Consider the following 16,490-nt stretch of genomic DNA (forward strand, 5'->3'; position numbering starts at 1 on the left):
ATAGATCTACAGATTTTTCAATTATGAATTTGCACTAAAATGCAAAACGCTGATTGGCGTTGTCTGCCCGTCAAGCACCACATCATATGTTTCATGTTTGCGGCAAAAAGAGAGCAGTGCTGCAACAAAACTTTTGGATGCAAGCCGCTGCGGTGTTGCCAGCACTATTTGCACGCCGTTGTGTAAGAAATCTTGAATTACATTTTGCAGTTGACTAAACGCTGCGGGATCGTAATTGCCATCCGATAATAAAACAGTATCCGCATTTTTTATATGCGCCGGTATATTATTCCAGTCGACCACCTGATGATCTATATGATCCAATTCATTTTTAATTGCCGCATTTTTTGCCCAAAAAATAGCGTTGGGGTGAATATCGGTACACACAACGTGCAACGTGTGATTTGCGGCAAGCAATGACGGAAGACCAAGACCAGCCCCCAACTCAAGAATCTTTTTATTTTTTACTAGTTCCGGATGTTCCTCCAAAAAATAACACATACCAATAGCCGACGGCCACAACCTCGACCAGTAGGCAGTTTCAGCGGCAACGCCATTTGCTCGCATTGCCGAGTATTGTTGGAAAATTGCTTCCGGGTTTGGAACCGGGAAGTTAATGGCACAACTTTTAAATAGAAAGGCGTGCTCAACAGTTGGAAAAAGGCCGGGTAAAATTTGTGGATCAAACGAATGGTTCAAGTGCAATGAGTATATGCTGCAAAATTAGGTAAGCACATTTGCATCGTATTGCGTTTTCTAATGTTTAAAAAGGTGAGCGGCAAATATTTATTTATAAAAATCACCGTTCATCATTAAACTTTTTAGGTACAGCGATATCTAAACCAACGAATTGAACAAATGCTTTTATTAGCGACAATATTTTTGTGAAGAATCTGTCCGGATTTATTAAATGCATCATTGGAAAGAACTTGTGCACCGAACAAATCCATCATGTGTTTCAGCAGAAATTGTAAAAAAAGAAATTTATGCAGCAGAAATAGGTATTGATAAAAAAAGTATTATTTTCGATGCGGAATTGGTTGTGTTTACGTTCCGTAGTTCAACAACATCCCGTTACCCTGTTTCCTCCATCCTTTCAGAAAACCAAGTTCCATCTTTCCTGGATTAACGTTTTGCTCAGCCTTATCGAATAACAAAGTATTGCTTTTTTAATGCAGTATATCGCTGCAGGTTTGTAGTACACATCCCGATGAGGCATACACCATAATCCAGATCCTCCTAAAGATCCACCGTTTTAACACGTGTTGTCTATCTGTCCTATGACTGATATTCTAATCCGCAAACTTTAAACTAAAGCGCACAATGGATCTTTCGATCACCAACAAAACGAAAACCGTTACCGGCTCCATCGCCCCAGGTAAGGTGCTCCGCAAAGAGCCCGTTACTGCACAGCGTCCGCTTCGTATTACGATCATAACGGTTACCTATAATAGCAGTCACACAATAGCTGATACGCTGGAAAGCGTAAAGGCGCAGCAATACGAGAACATCGAACATATTGTTGTCGACGGCGCCTCTACCGACAACACTATTGATATTGTACGTTCTTACGAACATGTATCCAAATACATTTCCGAAAAGGATATGGGGCTGTACGATGCCATGAACAAAGGCGTGCAACTGGCCACCGGCGATATTATTGGCATCCTTAATTCCGATGACGTTTATGCCCACCCACATGTGCTGAGTCATGTGGCCGAAATATTCACCCGCGAACAAACCGACACCCTCTACGGCGACCTGGATTTTGTAGATCCTGATAACCTCGACAAAGTGGTGCGTTCTTGGCGCTCCGGCAAATTCAGCCGCTCCAATTTTCATTTTGGCTGGATGCCGCCGCACCCAACCTTTTTTGTTCGCCGCGAAGTGTATGAGCAAACCGGTTTGTTTAACCTTTCGTTGCGCAGCGCCGCCGATTACGAACTGATGCTGCGCATTTTGTTTAAGCATCAATACAAAACTTCATACTTAAAAGAAGTGCTGGTAAAAATGCGTGTAGGCGGTATGAGCAATGGCTCGTGGCGCAAAAGGCTTAAGGCGAACATTGAAGACCGCATGGCCTGGAAAATGAACGACCTGCGCCCATACTTTTTTACACTGTACATGAAGCCCATGAGGAAGCTGTTTCAGTTTGTGGCGCCTTATCTAAGGCCTGCGCACCGAAGCCAGATTTCCTAAACACTACACCCATACGCCCTTTCAAAAAGCACCAAGCCCAAGTAATCCAGTACCTACGGGGCCGCAAACAAACCATACCAAATGAACGCTTCACTTATTGCCCTGGCACTAAGCTTTATTGTTGTATACTTTTTCATCCCGGTCATTATCAAGATCGCTAAAGCAAAACGGCTGTACGATGAACCCGATGAACGAAAAGTGCACAGCCGTCCTATTTCATCTTTAGGTGGGGTAGGGGTTTTTGCCGGATTTATTTTCGCGTTGTTATTATCGTCCGATATGGCCCAGAGCGGCCACCTGCCATACTATGCCACCGCAGGGCTGGTCATTTTCTTTTTGGGATTGAAGGACGATATAATGGTCATCAAACCATTTAAAAAACTGGTGGGCCAATTAATTGCCGCCGGCATCCTGGTGCACCTGGCAGGTTTGCAGATCACTAATATGTACAGTTTCCTCGGCGTTGGTGTTATACCAACATGGCTCGGGGTGCTGCTTTCCTATTTTTTAATTGTGCTCATCATTAATGCCTGCAACCTTATCGATGGCATCGACGGCCTGGCTGGGTTGCTGGGGCTGTCAATATGCACCCTGTTGGGCGCCTATTTCCTGTTTTGCGGCAGCACTGCCAACGCGGTATTGGCATTTTCCCTGGCTGGGGGGCTCATTGCCTTTCTTATATATAATATGCAGCCGGCAAAAATATTCATGGGCGACGGCGGCTCGATGCTAATCGGCCTGGTGGTGGCCATTCTCGTCATCCGCTTCATCAACTTTGCGCCGGGCAGCGAAGTATTGCCACTGAAAGCTTCACCAGCAATTGCGTTCAGTTTGTTGGTGGTTCCCCTGATGGACACCCTGCGGGTATTTGCCATAAGGATGTTGCAGGGCCATTCGCCGTTCCGCCCCGACAAAAACCATGTGCACCACCTGCTGCTGCGCAAAAAATGTTCGCATCAGCAAATTGCCATTGGCCTCACGCTGGCCAATACCAGTTTTGTGCTGGTGGCATTTGGCGCCGCACACCTCAATGTCAACCTGCTGTTCCTGATCATTGCTGGTTTATTCTTTTTTGGAATGGGGCTGGTTGCCCGCACTTCGGTTTCGTTCAAACGGGGCGGGGTGGTGTTTACAAAAAGCGCCACTGGTGCTGCTTCCGCAAGGCCCGGCGTCATCCAGACGCAGGGAGTAGTGGCCGAAACCAATTAGCCAAGTTTCCATTACCTTTAGTGCCCAATGTTTAACCAAAACCATTTCCTTTAAAAAAGTATAATCAACACTTTGTTATGAACGCTGTTTTAAGCCGTATTACCCTATTGTTACTGATTGTTGGATTGTATTCGTGCGGGTCTACCAAAGACATGATCTTGCTGCAACAAAATCCCCCCACCGCAAAAGGGCAGGAGGCAAGCCGTACAGTTCCCATTTCTGAAAAAGAATACAAGATCCGGCCGAACGACCGGCTGATGTTAAACATATTTAGCCTGACCGATGAAAAGGTAAACTTCATCAAAGACCCTCAGATCGAAAAACTGGTCGATTTTCGCGGCCAAATTGAACTGCCTGTAATTGGCAATGTAACCCTGGCCGGCTTGACCCTGAAGCAGGCAGAGGACACCTTGAAGCGTGTATCTTCGGACTACCTGCGCAGCCCAAGCGTTACTATTAAACTGATGAACTTCCAGGTTACAGTGATTGGCGAAGTGTTGCGTCAAGGCGTGGTGCTCGTGCCAGATCCTGAAATCAATTTGCTCGAAGCCATTGGACAAGCCGGTGGTTTTAGCGAAAATGCCAACCGTGAAACTATCCGTATTGTACGCAACGAAGGCAAATCGGCAAAAATTTATCCCATCAACTTGCTCGACCAGAATTCGATGAGTTCTAAAAACTTCTTTTTAGAGCCCAATGACGTAATTTTGGTGAACCCACGTAAGGTACTTTCCAACCAGCAGAACCGGCTTTCCACCATCAGCTTAGTTTTATCCCTGATCTCCAGCACTTCATTTATTATCTACCAACTTACGCGGTAAACAAATTTTTGGGGCAAACGAAAGTGGATATGATAGCAACCAAAGCGAACACGAGGGGGCGGGTAAATTTAGAAAAATACAACAACGTCTGGTTTAAAACCGGCGCCCCGGGCTGGAAGGTTTTTATCTGGTATTTCATAAATATTATCTTTTTTATCAATCCACTCAACCCATTCTCCAAAATAAAGTGCATCTTGCTGCGGCTTTTTGGCGCTCAGGTGGGCAATGGGGTGGTAATCAAGCCATCGGTAAACATTAAATACCCCTGGCTTTTGACCATTGGTGATCACGTTTGGATTGGGGAGCATGTTTGGATTGACAACCTGACCCGCATTTTTATAGGCAATAATGTTACCCTTTCCCAGGGTGCGCTTTTGCTTACGGGCAGCCACAATTACAAGTTGGAAACGTTCGACCTGATTGTAAAAGAAATAAAACTGGAAGACGGCGTTTGGATTGGGGCAAGAGCTGTGGTTTGTCCGGGTGTTACCTGCGCATCGCACAGTGTGTTATCCGTGGCATCGGTTGCCACCGTCGATATGGAGCCTTACTGGATTTACCAGGGCGTGCCGGCCGAGAAAAAGCGGGAACGCTTTATAAACTAATATCCTACAAACCAAAACTTTAAACATTAAGTACTCTAACTTTACCTATTACTAAAGTAAAATGGAAACGACAAAGTTTATAAATCCACCTTCGTACCAGTCTGTGAAACGAATAACCACGTCTGGGTTCCAGAAGTTTTGGAAAGACGTGGTGCGGCATAAATATCTTTTCCTCATCAGCCTTGTGCTGTTCCTGGTGGGCGCCTACATTACCAATGAATCGACACCGCCGCAATACATGGTGGAAAGTTCGCTGATCATTAAGGATGCATTCAACCCAACTTCCAGCCCCGGCCGCACCCTTGTTTCCCCCGAATACCAGGGCAATACGGTTTCGCCGGTAAACAGGGAAGAGGAGATGGCGATCATTACCTCGTATCCATTTATCTATAAAACCTTGCGCAACCTCGACATGCAGGTAAGCTATTTCGAGAACACAAGATTTAGGTTGAAAGAGGTCACTAAGGATCTGCCGTTTACTGTGCAGTTCCCCGATACCTCACTTACCAAAGGAGTGTACAACCGGACCTATTCTGTGTTTTTCGAAGAAAATGGCAATTTCGTCGTTAACGACGCCGGCCTTGGTAAAGCAACCGGGAAGGAGTTTGCACCGGGTAATACTTTGTACCTTAATAATGTTCCTGTAAAAATCAAAACAAGTGCAGATTTTGACGCAGCCAGCCTGGCTGGCAAAGAGTTCCAGTTTACCGTGCACAACCTGCACGACCTGGCTTGGGGTATGAAAAGCGCCCTCAACGTATTCATTGGTGGCGAAGAAAGCTCGGTTATTTCATTGCAGGTAAAAACTGAAAACACGGAAAAAGGCATTGCGTTCTTGAATGCCATTACCAAGCAATACATTGTTGATAAATACGAAGAAAAAAGCCGCTCTGCTACACAGGCACTGATGTTTATTACCGAGCAGATCAATTCTGTACGCGGCAGCCTGGGCAGTGCCGAAAGCAACCTGGCTTCGTTCCGCGCCAACAACACTTATACTGATGCTAATGAGATGGCGAGCCGCAATCTGACTGTGATCCAGCAACTGGATGAAGAGCGGGCGAACCTGACACTGAACGAACGGTACTACTCTAAAGTACTCGACGACCTGTCGCAAAATGCCGATGTTGACCAACTGATCTCACCATCATCCGTAGGCATTACCGATAACCTCACCGAAGGATTCATCAAGCAATTGTCTGACCTGCAGCTGGAGAAAAACAGCTACCTCGCCAACGGCGGCGGCGTTAAAAACCCGTTGGTTCAAGAAATTGATGTGCGCATTAAAAACGTAAAAGCTTCGTTGCGCGACAACATCCGCAGCCTTTCGGCTTCTAACCGTACCCGCCTGAACCAGGTAAATACACGTGCCAGCCAGTTTGAATCGAAAGTGTTCAATATTCCGATTGCTGAAAAGAAATTTACAGATATCAAACGCACCACCGATTTTAATGACGGACTGTACCAGTTTTTGATGCAGAAAAGAGTAGAAGCGGGCATTATGAAGGCTTCTGCAACCGTTGAAGACAAAGTGGTGGAGCCTGCATTCCTCACCAGTTCGGTGCCGGTTACGCCTAAGAAAACAAACAATTATGCATTGGCTGTTTTGTTTGGCCTAGCGCTGCCCCTGGGCATTGTGCGGGTACGCCGATTGATGAACAAACGCGTTGCTGACAAGGCGGAGATCATGAGCCATTCGTCAGTTCCCGTGGTTGGCTCGATTTACCACAGCCTGAAAAAGGAGCCGTTTGTGGTTACTTCCAGCAACCGTTCAGCGGTTTCAGAATCGTTCCGAATGCTGCGTTCAAACTTGTCGTCTTACTTAAAAGATAACACAGATAAAGTGCTCCTCATTTCGTCGCTGGACAGTGGCGAGGGCAAGTCGTTTATCTCTACAAACCTCGCCTTCACTTATGCGCTGGCAAAAAAGAAAACGATCCTGATCAACCTCGATATGCGGGTACCCAGTTCGGTATACCGCGAGTTGGGTACGCACAGACACGGGATCTCAGAATTTTTGTCCAACAATATTCCGCTGAAGGACATCATCATGAAGACCGATAACGAGTACCTCGATATCATTGGTACCGGCACGCTTCCTGACAATCCTGCGGAGTTGCTGATGGACAATAAGCTTGAGTTTTTGCTTGAGTACCTGAAAGCGCAATATGATTATATCCTGATTGATACGCCGCCACTCGGACTCGTTGCCGATCCGCTGATCATTTCACGTTTTGCGAATGCCATGATGATTGTAGTACGTGAAAAATACACGCAATTGCAGCGCTTGGGCGAACTGGAAGATATGTACCGGTCGGATAAACTGAAGGACGTATGCATGGTAATTAATGACGTGCATATGGATAAAAGCGCTTACAAAAACGCTTACTACTACAACTAAACGTAGTGTCTTTAATAACACAAAATCGGAAACAGTGTAAGCCCATCGGGTGTGCGTTGTTCCCGGATTTTTGCACGTTTTAATCCACCACTTACGAAAGGATATGGACCCACAAGCGTTTTCCCAAAAGGATCGACTTTATTTGGACCAGATGTTAACCGTCATTATTTCTACTAAAAATAGGTGGGAAGATTTGAACAGGGCATTGCAAAGCCTGCGGTCGCAAACGCTGCCGCACCAGGTTATTGTGATGGACGATAATTCGGATGACGGCACATTTGAGCAAACCCAGCGACTGTATCCAGAAGTAAAGGCATTGCGTTTCAACGAATCGAAAGGCTACATTGTACGCCGCAACGAAGCGGTGCAATTGGCAACCACGCCCTATGTGCTTTCCATCGACGATGATTGCATTTTGGAAAGCCCGGAAATTCTTGCGCAAATAGCCACCTTTTGCCAGCAAACAAAATGCGCGGCAGTTGCATGGCCTTATGTGGATGTGAACACCAATAAAAAGGTCGAAAGCATTTCGCCGGACGGCGGATTGTGGCAGGCCTGCACTTTTAAAGGCTGTGCCTTTGTAGTGCAACGCGAGACATTTTTACAGCTCGGTGGATTCAGATCTGTATTAGTACACCAGGGCGAAGAAGAAGATTTTTGCATTCGTTTACTTGATGCAGGTCACCCCGTATTGCTCGGCACCGGCACTGCGATATCGCACTACGAATCACCAAAGCGCAGCTGGAAGCGTATGGATTATTACGGTAGCCGCAACCTGATGCTGTTTGCGTTTTTTAATGTACCCACCAGCGTGTTGCCTATTCAATTGGCAGGCAGTGCGGTAAAATCAATTTTATTTGGCTTTAAAATAAAACGCCCGTACGATAAAACCCGTGGCGTGTTTCATGGTTTTTCCGATGGTATTAAATTGATGCGGGAACGAAAGCCGGTGTCGATGAAAACCTACCGGAAATACCGCGAGTTGAAAAAAAGCTATCAAAAGCTTGCAGATATTAATGCTTAATACACTGAACAAATAAGAAAGGCCGCCACCTGAATGACCCAAGCCGACATCATATCGTTTCACCCTGGAAGACAACACAACTTTGAGCAGGCAGTGCAGCTGCACCGGCTGTTTCATGGTTTTCGTCATGTTACCAGCTTGCATTTTACAGCGGCTACCGTAAAAGGTGTGAGCAAGTATGCTAAGAAGATTGGCGGTGCTTTAGAAAAACGTTCCTCGCCCTTACCGGGAAATATTGTTCATGCCATTCCTAATCATGAAATAGGCTTATTGCTGCAACGGGCTAGGGGTAAGGCTTTGGGGCCGCAGGATTTTGTGCGCCGCAACGAACAATTTCAACGCTCTTTATTGCGCAAGTTTGCACCGCCTAAAGTTTGCATCGGTTACGATACATCGAGTTGGGTGGTGTTCGAGGCATGGAAAGGAAAATCGAAGTTGGTGCTTGATCTTTCGATTGCAGTACCTCAGTATAAAAAGACCTTGGCGGCAGAATTGGGTGGCAATACCGAAATGCTCAACAACCTGACGCAAGGTGACGAACATCTGTACGGTATTTACGAAAAAGAACTTGACCTTGCCGATGTTGTGTTGTGCGGTTCCCAGTTTGTAAAAGATTCTTGCCTCAGCCTCGGTGTGTCGGAAAAAAAATTAAAAGTGCTGCCGTACGGCGCTGACCTCGAAAAATTTAGAGCGGCGCCTCATTGGTTGCCAAAAGAAAGCGGCAAGACAAAAATCGTATTCGTCGGCTCGGTTAACCACCGCAAGGGTGCAGACATTTTATTAAAAATGTGGCCAGAAATAGCCGCGGCTTTTCCAGCCGCTGAATTGCATTTTTTCGGTGGCGTTTCCATTGATCTGCCGCAAAATTTACCGCAGGTACATTTCCACGGCTTTGTGGCACAAAAAGATTTGGTGGCCGAAATGCGCACCGCCCAAATTTCTGTGTTGCCTACTTTTTTTGAAGGCAGCTCATTGGCCATCTACCAATCGATGGCGATGGGCCTGGCTGTGGTAACCACGCCCAATGCGGGCAGCGTTATCACGCCTGGGAAAAATGGCCTGCTTGTTCCATACGGCTCCGAAGCAGCCCTGAAAGATGCTTTGGTTCAAGTTCTAGCCAATGCCGATTACCGTGAAACCCTGGCTACTGCGGCGCGACGGGATATCCAACAATATACCTGGGACAATTATGGTGTAAACCTGGCCAATATTATTACTGATGAATTGGCACAGGGATTACGTCTCAAACATTATCCGGAACCTGTTGCCGGCAGTGAATCGGCCGGCATGGGCGTGAAAACAGTTGTAGCAAAATGATCGAACTATTCTTATACTTTTTCCTGATCCTGTGCATCGTCCTCCTCGTGATGGTGATCGTCACGCCCAAACTGATCCTGGAGTTTCCGTACTTCCTGAGCGGCATCTTTTTCGTCTTTATCGTACCGCAGGCAATCATATTGTACAATCAACCATTCCTGGTTCCTAACGGTGTGGCCACCACGCTTTTTGCCATGTGCTTTTTCTGTTTGGCCATGGGCGTGCTGGGCTATTATTTTGCGCCTAAAATATCCATCACTCAATACCTCGACCGGCCCCTCATTGAGAAAAAGGTTTTTCAGTTAGGTGTAGTCTACACCTTTATTGGCCTGATGTTTTACATCCTCATCTGGCGTACCTACGGTGGCTACAAAGAAGCCGGCGAAGAGGCACCAACACAGGCTACCGGTGCCATTACCATCTACTTTTTCATCAGCCAGCTGGCGCATATAGCTTTTCCAATTTTTCTGTACCTCACACTGCGCAGGCCAAAGGCGCTGTACATCATTATGCTGTGCGTTGCGGCATTCCCGTTTTTATACATGATCTTGACGGCCGGCCGTCGCGAAATATCGGCTCTGTTTGGATTGTCCATTGCCATGGCCATTTATTATCGGTATAAAATTGTACCGCCGCGGTGGGCTGTGGTGGGTATGCTGGTCTTTGCCATGCTCATTATCCCGGCCACCGGCGACTACCGTTCGCTGGCCGATAAGGAAGGGCCGGTTGCTGCATTGAAGTCATTGGACCTACAAAAAAGCTTTTCAGATTATTACAACAAGGGCGGTAAATATCTTGAGTTGAAGGTTGCTGCACACATCATCGACAGTTATAAATTTTCCGGCAACTATTCTTATGGTGCAGGTTATTGGGACCAAATTGTGTTTCGGTATGTGCCGGCGCAAATTGTTGGTAAAGAGGTGAAGGAGGCGCTGTTTTTTGAGAAAAAAGGTTTGCAATACCGCAACGGTTACCGCATGCCGCTTGGTTTAACCAGCACCGGCATCGGCGATGCATATTGGCAGTTTGGTTTGTTGGGTTCCATATTTTTCTTTTTTATGGGCGGCTTTTTTAAATCCATATGGAGTTTTTCTTTACAAACTGATAACCCGCTCATACAAACATTTTATACGCTTTGCGTGGTCAATGCGTTGATTTCAGTTACGCATGGAACCATCAATTTTATACCGGCCAGTTTGTTTGGTTTCATGTTCCTTTTCTTTATCAGCAGGTATGCTGCGGTAAAAGATTAACGGACGATTCGCAAAGAAGCTGCCTTTGTATCGCTTACATCCTTTCCATAAAAACAACTAATGAAAGTTGCAATTCTTTTCGACAGATTTGGACCCTACCATATAGCGCGGCTGAAAGGTGCAGCAACTTATGTTGATGTTGTACCCGTTGAAATATTTGGCGAAACCAGCGAATACCAATGGGATAAAGTTGCAACGAATGGACTGAGGGGTGTTATTACTTTATTCAACAATCGTACAAAAGAACAGGTAAAAGCACCTGAGCTTAAAGCACGGATTTTTGAAGTGCTCGACCAGCAACAACCCGATGCCGTAGCCGTAAATGGTTGGTTCGACCGTTCTGCACTCATTGCCTTATACTGGTGCAAAGTGCGGAAAGTGCGTGCAATTTTAATGTCGGAAAGTACGGCCACCGACGACAAGCGGGTGTGGTGGAAAGAGTGGATCAAAAAAAATGTAGTGTCGCATTTTGCTGCTGCCCTTGTGGGCGGACAGCGCCATGCGCATTACCTCAATCTGTTGGGTATTCCTTCGTCGAAAATATTCTTTGGATACGACGTAGTAGACAACGACTATTTCAAAAACGAAACGGAAAAGATCCGCGCTAATGAAACAGCGGAACGGGCCAAGCGAAAGCTGCCGGAAAACTACTTCCTTGTAGTTAGCCGTTTTATTCAAAAAAAGAATTTGCCGTTTGTGATTGATGCTTATCATCAATACTTTACTAAAGCTGGAGCAGCTGCCTGGGACCTATACATCTTGGGCGATGGCGAACTAAAAACCGCGCTGCACAGCCAGGTTGTTCGGCTAGGCCTTTCCGGCAAAGTACATTTCGAAGGATTTAAACAATACGGCGAGTTGCCCGCATACTTTGGTTTGGCCAAAGGATTGGTGCATGCTAGCACCGTAGAGCAGTGGGGTTTGGTTGTAAACGAAGCGATGGCGTCCGCTCTGCCAGTTATTATTTCAAAACCATGTGGCTCTGTACCCGAACTGGTGCACGACGGTATCAACGGCTTTGCTATTGATCCGTACAACCAACAGCAATTGGCTGACATCATTTATGGCTTTTCAAACGGCAGTTACGATTGGCAACAAATGGGGCGGGAAGGCCAGCGCATCGTTTCCAATTTATCCCCTGATACATTTGGTAAAGGCATTCGCGATGCCGCGGCCGTTGCTGTCGAAAGCAAAAGCAACAGGCAACCTGCCGGTGCTTCATTGTTACTTAAACTTCTAGCCGCCCGATGAAGGTTTTATTATTGAGTTCCACTATTTCTAATTTGGGGGGCGGTGTAACGGAAGTAAAACGCAGGGTTGCCCAAAGTCTGGCAGCCATGCCCGGTGTAGATGTTTCGGTAATGGGACTGGAAGATGCACAAACGGAAAAGGCCTTGCCCTTGTGGCAGCCGCTGCAACCGCAAACTTTTCCTACCATCGGGCCAAAAGCAATTGGCTATTCGCCCAAACTTTTAAGTGCGGTAAAAAGGGGCACTGTTGATGCCATTCATTTGCATGGCATCTGGCAATATCCTTCGTATGCTGCGCTAAAAGGCGGCAAGCCTTATCTAACTACCGTGCATGGCATGTTGGATAAATGGGCGATTAACAACTCGAAATACAAAAAACATATAGCACGCCTGCTGTATGAACAAGCAGCTTTGAATAAGGCAGCTTGCCTGCAAGCCTTCAACGAACAGGAATACGCAGACATACGCGGGATGGGCCTTAAAAACCCGGTGTGCATGATACCGAATGGTGTGGACCTACCGCAGGATGTTGCGGCCGTAAAGGCCGAAAAACCTATTTGGGCCGACGTCATTCCAGCCGGTAAAAAGGTGATGTTATACCTGGGAAGAATTCATCCGAAAAAAGGTTTAACTAACTTAGTCAATGCCTGGAAAAAAGCAATGGATGCGCAACCTGGAGCAATGAAAGATTGGGCGCTGGCAATTGTTGGTTGGGACCAAGGTGGATATGAGGAGGAACTTAAGCAATTGGCAAGCACACTGCGATTGCAAAATGATGTTTTCTTTCTAGGCCCGCAATTCAACCGGGACAAACAAAAGGCATTTGCACATGCCGATGCATTCATCCTTCCTTCATTCAGCGAAGGCCTGCCGATGGTTGTGTTGGAAGCATGGTCGTATCAATTGCCTGTGCTGATCACAAAACATTGCAACCTGCCCGAAGGATTTGCGCATGGTGCGGCCATTGAAATTAAACCCGAGGAACAAAGCATCGCAGAAGGTTTAATCCAAGCCGCAACGATGCCGGGCGAAGCTTTGGCAGCGATGGGTGCGGCCGGTTATGAACTGGTAAAAACAAAATTTGTTTGGTCAAACGTTGCGCAGGAACTAATGGAAGTTTATCGATGGATCAGCAAGAATGGGCCGATGCCGCAACATGTGCGTCTGAAGTAGGTGATGTAAAATTTACGACTTCATAGATCTAAAATAACATATTACCGATTAGATACCACGGAATTCTTTTTCACGCCCGCCTCTTTCGATGCACCACATATTTGTTTAAATAGCGCTTCATATTGGAGCGCTATTTTGCTGGCGCTAAACCGCAAATTATAGCTTTCGCGTACTGATTGTTCCGTAATGTCTTTTTGCAAAATGCGCTGTGTTACATCGTACAATGCGGCGCCGAACTTTTCTGGGTTGGCTTGCGGCACCAGTTGGCCCAATCGTGTATCGGAAAGAATTTCCGGGAATGCGCCGGCTTCGGTGGCGACAATTGGCCGGCCGCAACTCAATATTTCCAGTGCTGCCAGGCACTGCCCCTCGATGTTTGAACTAAACGCAAACAGGTGGCAGGAAGCAACGGCATCCATCACCTTTTCGTTGTTGATGCCGCCGTGGAAAGTAACGTACTCTTTTAATCCAAGACTGTCTGCAAGTGTTTCCATTTCGGCTTGCAGGTGGCCGGTACCAAACAGTTGCAGATGCGTTTTTTGCTGCTGCAACAAACTGCGGTAAACCTTGAACGACTGTAGCAATAGTGGAAGGTTTTTGTCTTCAACGAGGCGTCCTAAAAAGCCCAATTGAATCACGTCATTTTTCGGGAACGGTGCTACCGCTGCCGGCTCCTGGGTTAGATAAGGCAATACACTCACGGCTCCACTAAAACCGATTTCGCGTAGGTCGCCTTTAAAAGCTGCAGCCTGCACCATCACATGATCAAACAATTGCAGCATCTGCAATGCTTCAGCCCTGTCGGCCGCTTGTTGTGGCGGCGTGGGCCGATAGGGTGTGATAAAAACAAACTTGGAGTGCGGCCCTGCACTTTTGCGCAGCGATGCCAGCATTTTCGATGGAATAGCATTACCAAACACAACGATGTCGGCCTTTTTTACCTCTCTCATTCCCTGTGGCAACATCACCCAATCAGGAACATTCCACCGGCAGCCCCATTGCCAAAAAGATCGGACGATCTGCACATCTGCAGCTTCAATCGAACGCAACAACGGGTTAGGTGCACCCCAATAAAGCAGGCTGCAGTTGTGCCCTTTTGATTGCAGGAAAACTGCCAGGTTTTTATATAATGTTTCTATTCCGCCAATGGGAGCAAAACCCCGGGAATAAAAAAGAATGTTCATGATAAGTAAATTAATGACCGCATTTATTTCGTCGATTAAGCAAACTTTAATTGATCAAACCAAACTGGTATAATCAATTAGAAATTCCTTGAACCGGGTACGGGTATGCCGCAGCAGCGACGGCACTTTGAAATCAAGATACATTGGCTGCTTGGCCCGCGGCGATTTATCAAAATACTCTTCGTATAAAAACCGGAGCCGGTTTGCGCAACCCAATATCCAGGGCTTGTGCTGCGTGGTATAATGTATAATTACCTTGTCTTCCAGGAAAGCCGCGATGTCTTTTTTCTTCAGCTTTTTTGGAATGTTGTAAAAGGTCAGGTTGTAGCGCGTCGACAAATGATACCAGTTGCCGATCAAAATTGCATTAAGTGCATCCTGGTCCACCCATTGAATTTTTTCGGGAAATTCATTTAAAAATGCAATTGCTCTTTCCGATACCCTCTGGCTGCGCCACTGCGGCAGGTTCATCAGCAGGATACCTGCATTGAAGCACTGGCCGTCTTTTGGAATACCCAATTCGGGCCGGGCGGGCATTACTTCATCCAGCACCGCTGCCACTGGATATTCGTTGATGTCAGTATTGTATAGTTGCGACAGCTTGCCAATTACAATGGTGTCGGTATCGACATACAAAAGTTTTTCAATATGCTTGGGAACAAGAGCCGGGAAAAACAGGCGGTAATAGGTGGCAGGAGAAAAGTGTGAATTTTCTGGAATTACAAAATTATCGACCTGGCTGGCGTCGATGGTGTAATAGTGAATTTCCGATTTGTTTTGTTGTACAAAAGCAGCGATCTTATTTAGTTCCGCTGCATCTACTCCAGATGCAATGGTATGCAATACAAAATTGCTTTCCCTATTATTTTCAAAAATTGAGGTCAGCAATACATAGAACGGCGTGATGAAATTTTGGTCAAAAGCCAGCGCCAAATGTATTTGCTTGTCTTGTGTTTCCATTTCTTGTCTTTTTACCCGGATCAGAAAAAATCCGGGTTGCACTGTTTATTAGGGTTAGGGTGTTTGAACTATTTTTTTTACTAAGGCTTTGGATCTGCGTTCCAGTTGACCAATGCTCAATAAGGTTTTGAACCTTGCTTTTTCAAAAGTGGGCCTTGACTGCCACTGCACAAATCGTTCATACACCGCGCCAGTAAGGACCTCTTCCCATATGGTTCCAATACGTCCGTTGGTGTACATCACTGCTTTCTTCAGTCCATTCGCCACTAATTGGTCGTATAACTTTGTATCCCATTTCAATTTCAATACCGCGGCCAGCACTTCTTCCTGCGATTTAGCCAGCAGGTAATCTTCACCCGGAACGCCCACCTGGCTAAAGGCCGAATCGTAGCCGCCGATGAACGGGATCCGTGCATGCCATGCATTGATCAATTTACTTGGTGGCTTGGTGTTGTGTGGGTTTGTGTCAAAACTTCGGATGCCAATAGCCACGTCAATGCCACTCATGTCATTCCAGGCGCCGTTTTCACGGGTAATGAATTCAAGTCCATGCGGCCTGAACAACTCCTGCCATTCTTCTACCGAACCTGCAAGGTTTCCGTTCCAAATCTGGCCTACATAAGCAACGGTTTTTACGCCGCTGCGTGCCGCATCGCGTTTAACCAGGTAAGGCTGAATCCAATGCGGAATATAAGCACAGGCGCTTTCCAACTGCGCCTTATTTTGCACAATATGATAATGCGCCCAGGGCCGCCGCGGAAAGTCGGCCTGGGTACAAACAATAAATTTAGCACTATCCCCACCCAACTCATACAACTGCGTTGAGTGCACGATGTTAATTACGCCATCCATCAATTTGTTGGAGCAAGTAACACGCAGGTTTTTACGGGCCTTTAGCAACAAATAGGTTTGAATGCTCCAGCACCATTCAATATTCCAGGTATCAATTAAATCCAGCGGGATGTCCTCACCGGGCGGAATGTTGAGCCGTTCGAAGCCGGCGATTTCCGCATCGCTGCAATTGATCAAGAAATTAAATGTTACACTACTCATAAGGAGGATGTTCTATTGAACCACCGCACTATTTGTTTTTT

At 46.4% G+C, this 16,490-nt stretch carries 14 protein-coding genes; 10 read left to right on the plus strand and 4 right to left on the minus strand.

Translation table 11 applies throughout. From position 1 onward, the window contains the following. Window positions 1-21: 21 nt before the first annotated feature. On the minus strand, window positions 22-699 hold the full coding sequence (locus EPD17_RS12195) for a class I SAM-dependent methyltransferase (protein ID WP_132054571.1): 678 nt from the start codon (window positions 697-699) through the stop codon (window positions 22-24). Window positions 700-1,323: 624 nt separating this feature from the next. On the opposite strand from EPD17_RS12195, the gene EPD17_RS12200 reads away from it, so the two are divergent. From EPD17_RS12200 to EPD17_RS12245, 10 genes are all read left to right on the plus strand, one after another. Beyond that, a complete protein-coding gene (locus tag EPD17_RS12200) occupies window positions 1,324-2,199 on the plus strand; it encodes a glycosyltransferase family 2 protein (protein WP_114234044.1) in 876 nt (291 codons plus the stop codon). Window positions 2,200-2,280: 81 nt separating this feature from the next. After that, window positions 2,281-3,408 carry a glycosyltransferase family 4 protein gene (locus tag EPD17_RS12205; RefSeq protein ID WP_132054573.1) on the plus strand — a complete coding sequence of 376 codons (1,128 nt, stop codon included), beginning with the start codon at window positions 2,281-2,283 and terminating at the stop codon, window positions 3,406-3,408. A gap of 77 nt (window positions 3,409-3,485) precedes the next feature. Continuing rightward, window positions 3,486-4,229 carry a polysaccharide biosynthesis/export family protein gene (locus tag EPD17_RS12210; protein WP_114234042.1) on the plus strand — a complete coding sequence of 248 codons (744 nt, stop codon included), beginning with the start codon at window positions 3,486-3,488 and terminating at the stop codon, window positions 4,227-4,229. A 29-nt stretch (window positions 4,230-4,258) separates the two neighbouring features. Next, window positions 4,259-4,834, plus strand: a complete 576-nt coding sequence (locus EPD17_RS12215) for a WcaF family extracellular polysaccharide biosynthesis acetyltransferase (RefSeq protein ID WP_132054575.1) — start codon at window positions 4,259-4,261, stop codon at window positions 4,832-4,834. A 61-nt stretch (window positions 4,835-4,895) separates the two neighbouring features. After that, entirely contained in the window at window positions 4,896-7,235 is a 2,340-nt protein-coding gene (locus EPD17_RS12220) for a GumC family protein (protein ID WP_132054577.1), read from the plus strand. 151 nt (window positions 7,236-7,386) lie between these two features. Continuing rightward, window positions 7,387-8,259: a glycosyltransferase family 2 protein gene (locus EPD17_RS12225; RefSeq protein WP_240040795.1), complete on the plus strand. Its 873-nt coding sequence runs from the start codon at window positions 7,387-7,389 to the stop codon at window positions 8,257-8,259. 438 nt (window positions 8,260-8,697) lie between these two features. Next, window positions 8,698-9,576, plus strand: coding sequence for a glycosyltransferase family 4 protein (locus tag EPD17_RS12230; RefSeq protein WP_165929601.1), 879 nt, complete (start codon window positions 8,698-8,700; stop codon window positions 9,574-9,576). After that, window positions 9,573-10,829, plus strand: coding sequence for a hypothetical protein (locus EPD17_RS12235; protein WP_132054582.1), 1,257 nt, complete (start codon window positions 9,573-9,575; stop codon window positions 10,827-10,829). Before EPD17_RS12230 ends, EPD17_RS12235 begins: the two co-directional genes overlap by 4 nt. Window positions 10,830-10,889: 60 nt before the next feature. Continuing rightward, a complete protein-coding gene (locus EPD17_RS12240; RefSeq protein WP_132054585.1) occupies window positions 10,890-12,080 on the plus strand; it encodes a glycosyltransferase in 1,191 nt (396 codons plus the stop codon). A gap of 86 nt (window positions 12,081-12,166) precedes the next feature. Beyond that, window positions 12,167-13,252, plus strand: coding sequence for a glycosyltransferase (locus EPD17_RS12245; protein ID WP_240040796.1), 1,086 nt, complete (start codon window positions 12,167-12,169; stop codon window positions 13,250-13,252). 41 nt (window positions 13,253-13,293) lie between these two features. Here the strand turns inward: EPD17_RS12245 and EPD17_RS12250 are convergent, their stop codons facing one another. The 3 genes from EPD17_RS12250 to EPD17_RS12260 are packed head-to-tail and all read right to left on the minus strand — an operon-like array spanning window position 13,294 to window position 16,449. Next, window positions 13,294-14,436, minus strand: coding sequence for a glycosyltransferase family 4 protein (locus EPD17_RS12250; protein WP_132054589.1), 1,143 nt, complete (start codon window positions 14,434-14,436; stop codon window positions 13,294-13,296). A gap of 54 nt (window positions 14,437-14,490) precedes the next feature. After that, on the minus strand, window positions 14,491-15,396 hold the full coding sequence (locus EPD17_RS12255; protein WP_132054591.1) for a glycosyltransferase family 8 protein: 906 nt from the start codon (window positions 15,394-15,396) through the stop codon (window positions 14,491-14,493). 54 nt (window positions 15,397-15,450) lie between these two features. Continuing rightward, window positions 15,451-16,449, minus strand: coding sequence for a hypothetical protein (locus tag EPD17_RS12260; protein WP_132054593.1), 999 nt, complete (start codon window positions 16,447-16,449; stop codon window positions 15,451-15,453). Window positions 16,450-16,490 lie beyond the last annotated feature (41 nt).

The organism is Pseudocnuella soli, assembly GCF_004347775.1.
Lineage (GTDB): Bacteria > Bacteroidota > Bacteroidia > Chitinophagales > Chitinophagaceae > Flavisolibacter > Flavisolibacter aquaticus.

Coding starts and splice junctions, on each gene's coding strand:
- EPD17_RS12200 (WP_114234044.1), top strand. CDS start 1,324: ATGGATCTTTCGATCACCAACAAAACGAAAACCGTTACCGGCTCCATC.
- EPD17_RS12205 (WP_132054573.1), top strand. CDS start 2,281: ATGAACGCTTCACTTATTGCCCTGGCACTAAGCTTTATTGTTGTATAC.
- EPD17_RS12210 (WP_114234042.1), top strand. CDS start 3,486: ATGAACGCTGTTTTAAGCCGTATTACCCTATTGTTACTGATTGTTGGA.
- EPD17_RS12215 (WP_132054575.1), top strand. CDS start 4,259: ATGATAGCAACCAAAGCGAACACGAGGGGGCGGGTAAATTTAGAAAAA.
- EPD17_RS12220 (WP_132054577.1), top strand. CDS start 4,896: ATGGAAACGACAAAGTTTATAAATCCACCTTCGTACCAGTCTGTGAAA.
- EPD17_RS12225 (WP_240040795.1), top strand. CDS start 7,387: ATGTTAACCGTCATTATTTCTACTAAAAATAGGTGGGAAGATTTGAAC.
- EPD17_RS12235 (WP_132054582.1), top strand. CDS start 9,573: ATGATCGAACTATTCTTATACTTTTTCCTGATCCTGTGCATCGTCCTC.
- EPD17_RS12240 (WP_132054585.1), top strand. CDS start 10,890: ATGAAAGTTGCAATTCTTTTCGACAGATTTGGACCCTACCATATAGCG.
- EPD17_RS12245 (WP_240040796.1), top strand. CDS start 12,167: ATGCCCGGTGTAGATGTTTCGGTAATGGGACTGGAAGATGCACAAACG.
- EPD17_RS12250 (WP_132054589.1), bottom strand. CDS start 14,436: ATGAACATTCTTTTTTATTCCCGGGGTTTTGCTCCCATTGGCGGAATA.
- EPD17_RS12255 (WP_132054591.1), bottom strand. CDS start 15,396: ATGGAAACACAAGACAAGCAAATACATTTGGCGCTGGCTTTTGACCAA.
- EPD17_RS12260 (WP_132054593.1), bottom strand. CDS start 16,449: ATGAGTAGTGTAACATTTAATTTCTTGATCAATTGCAGCGATGCGGAA.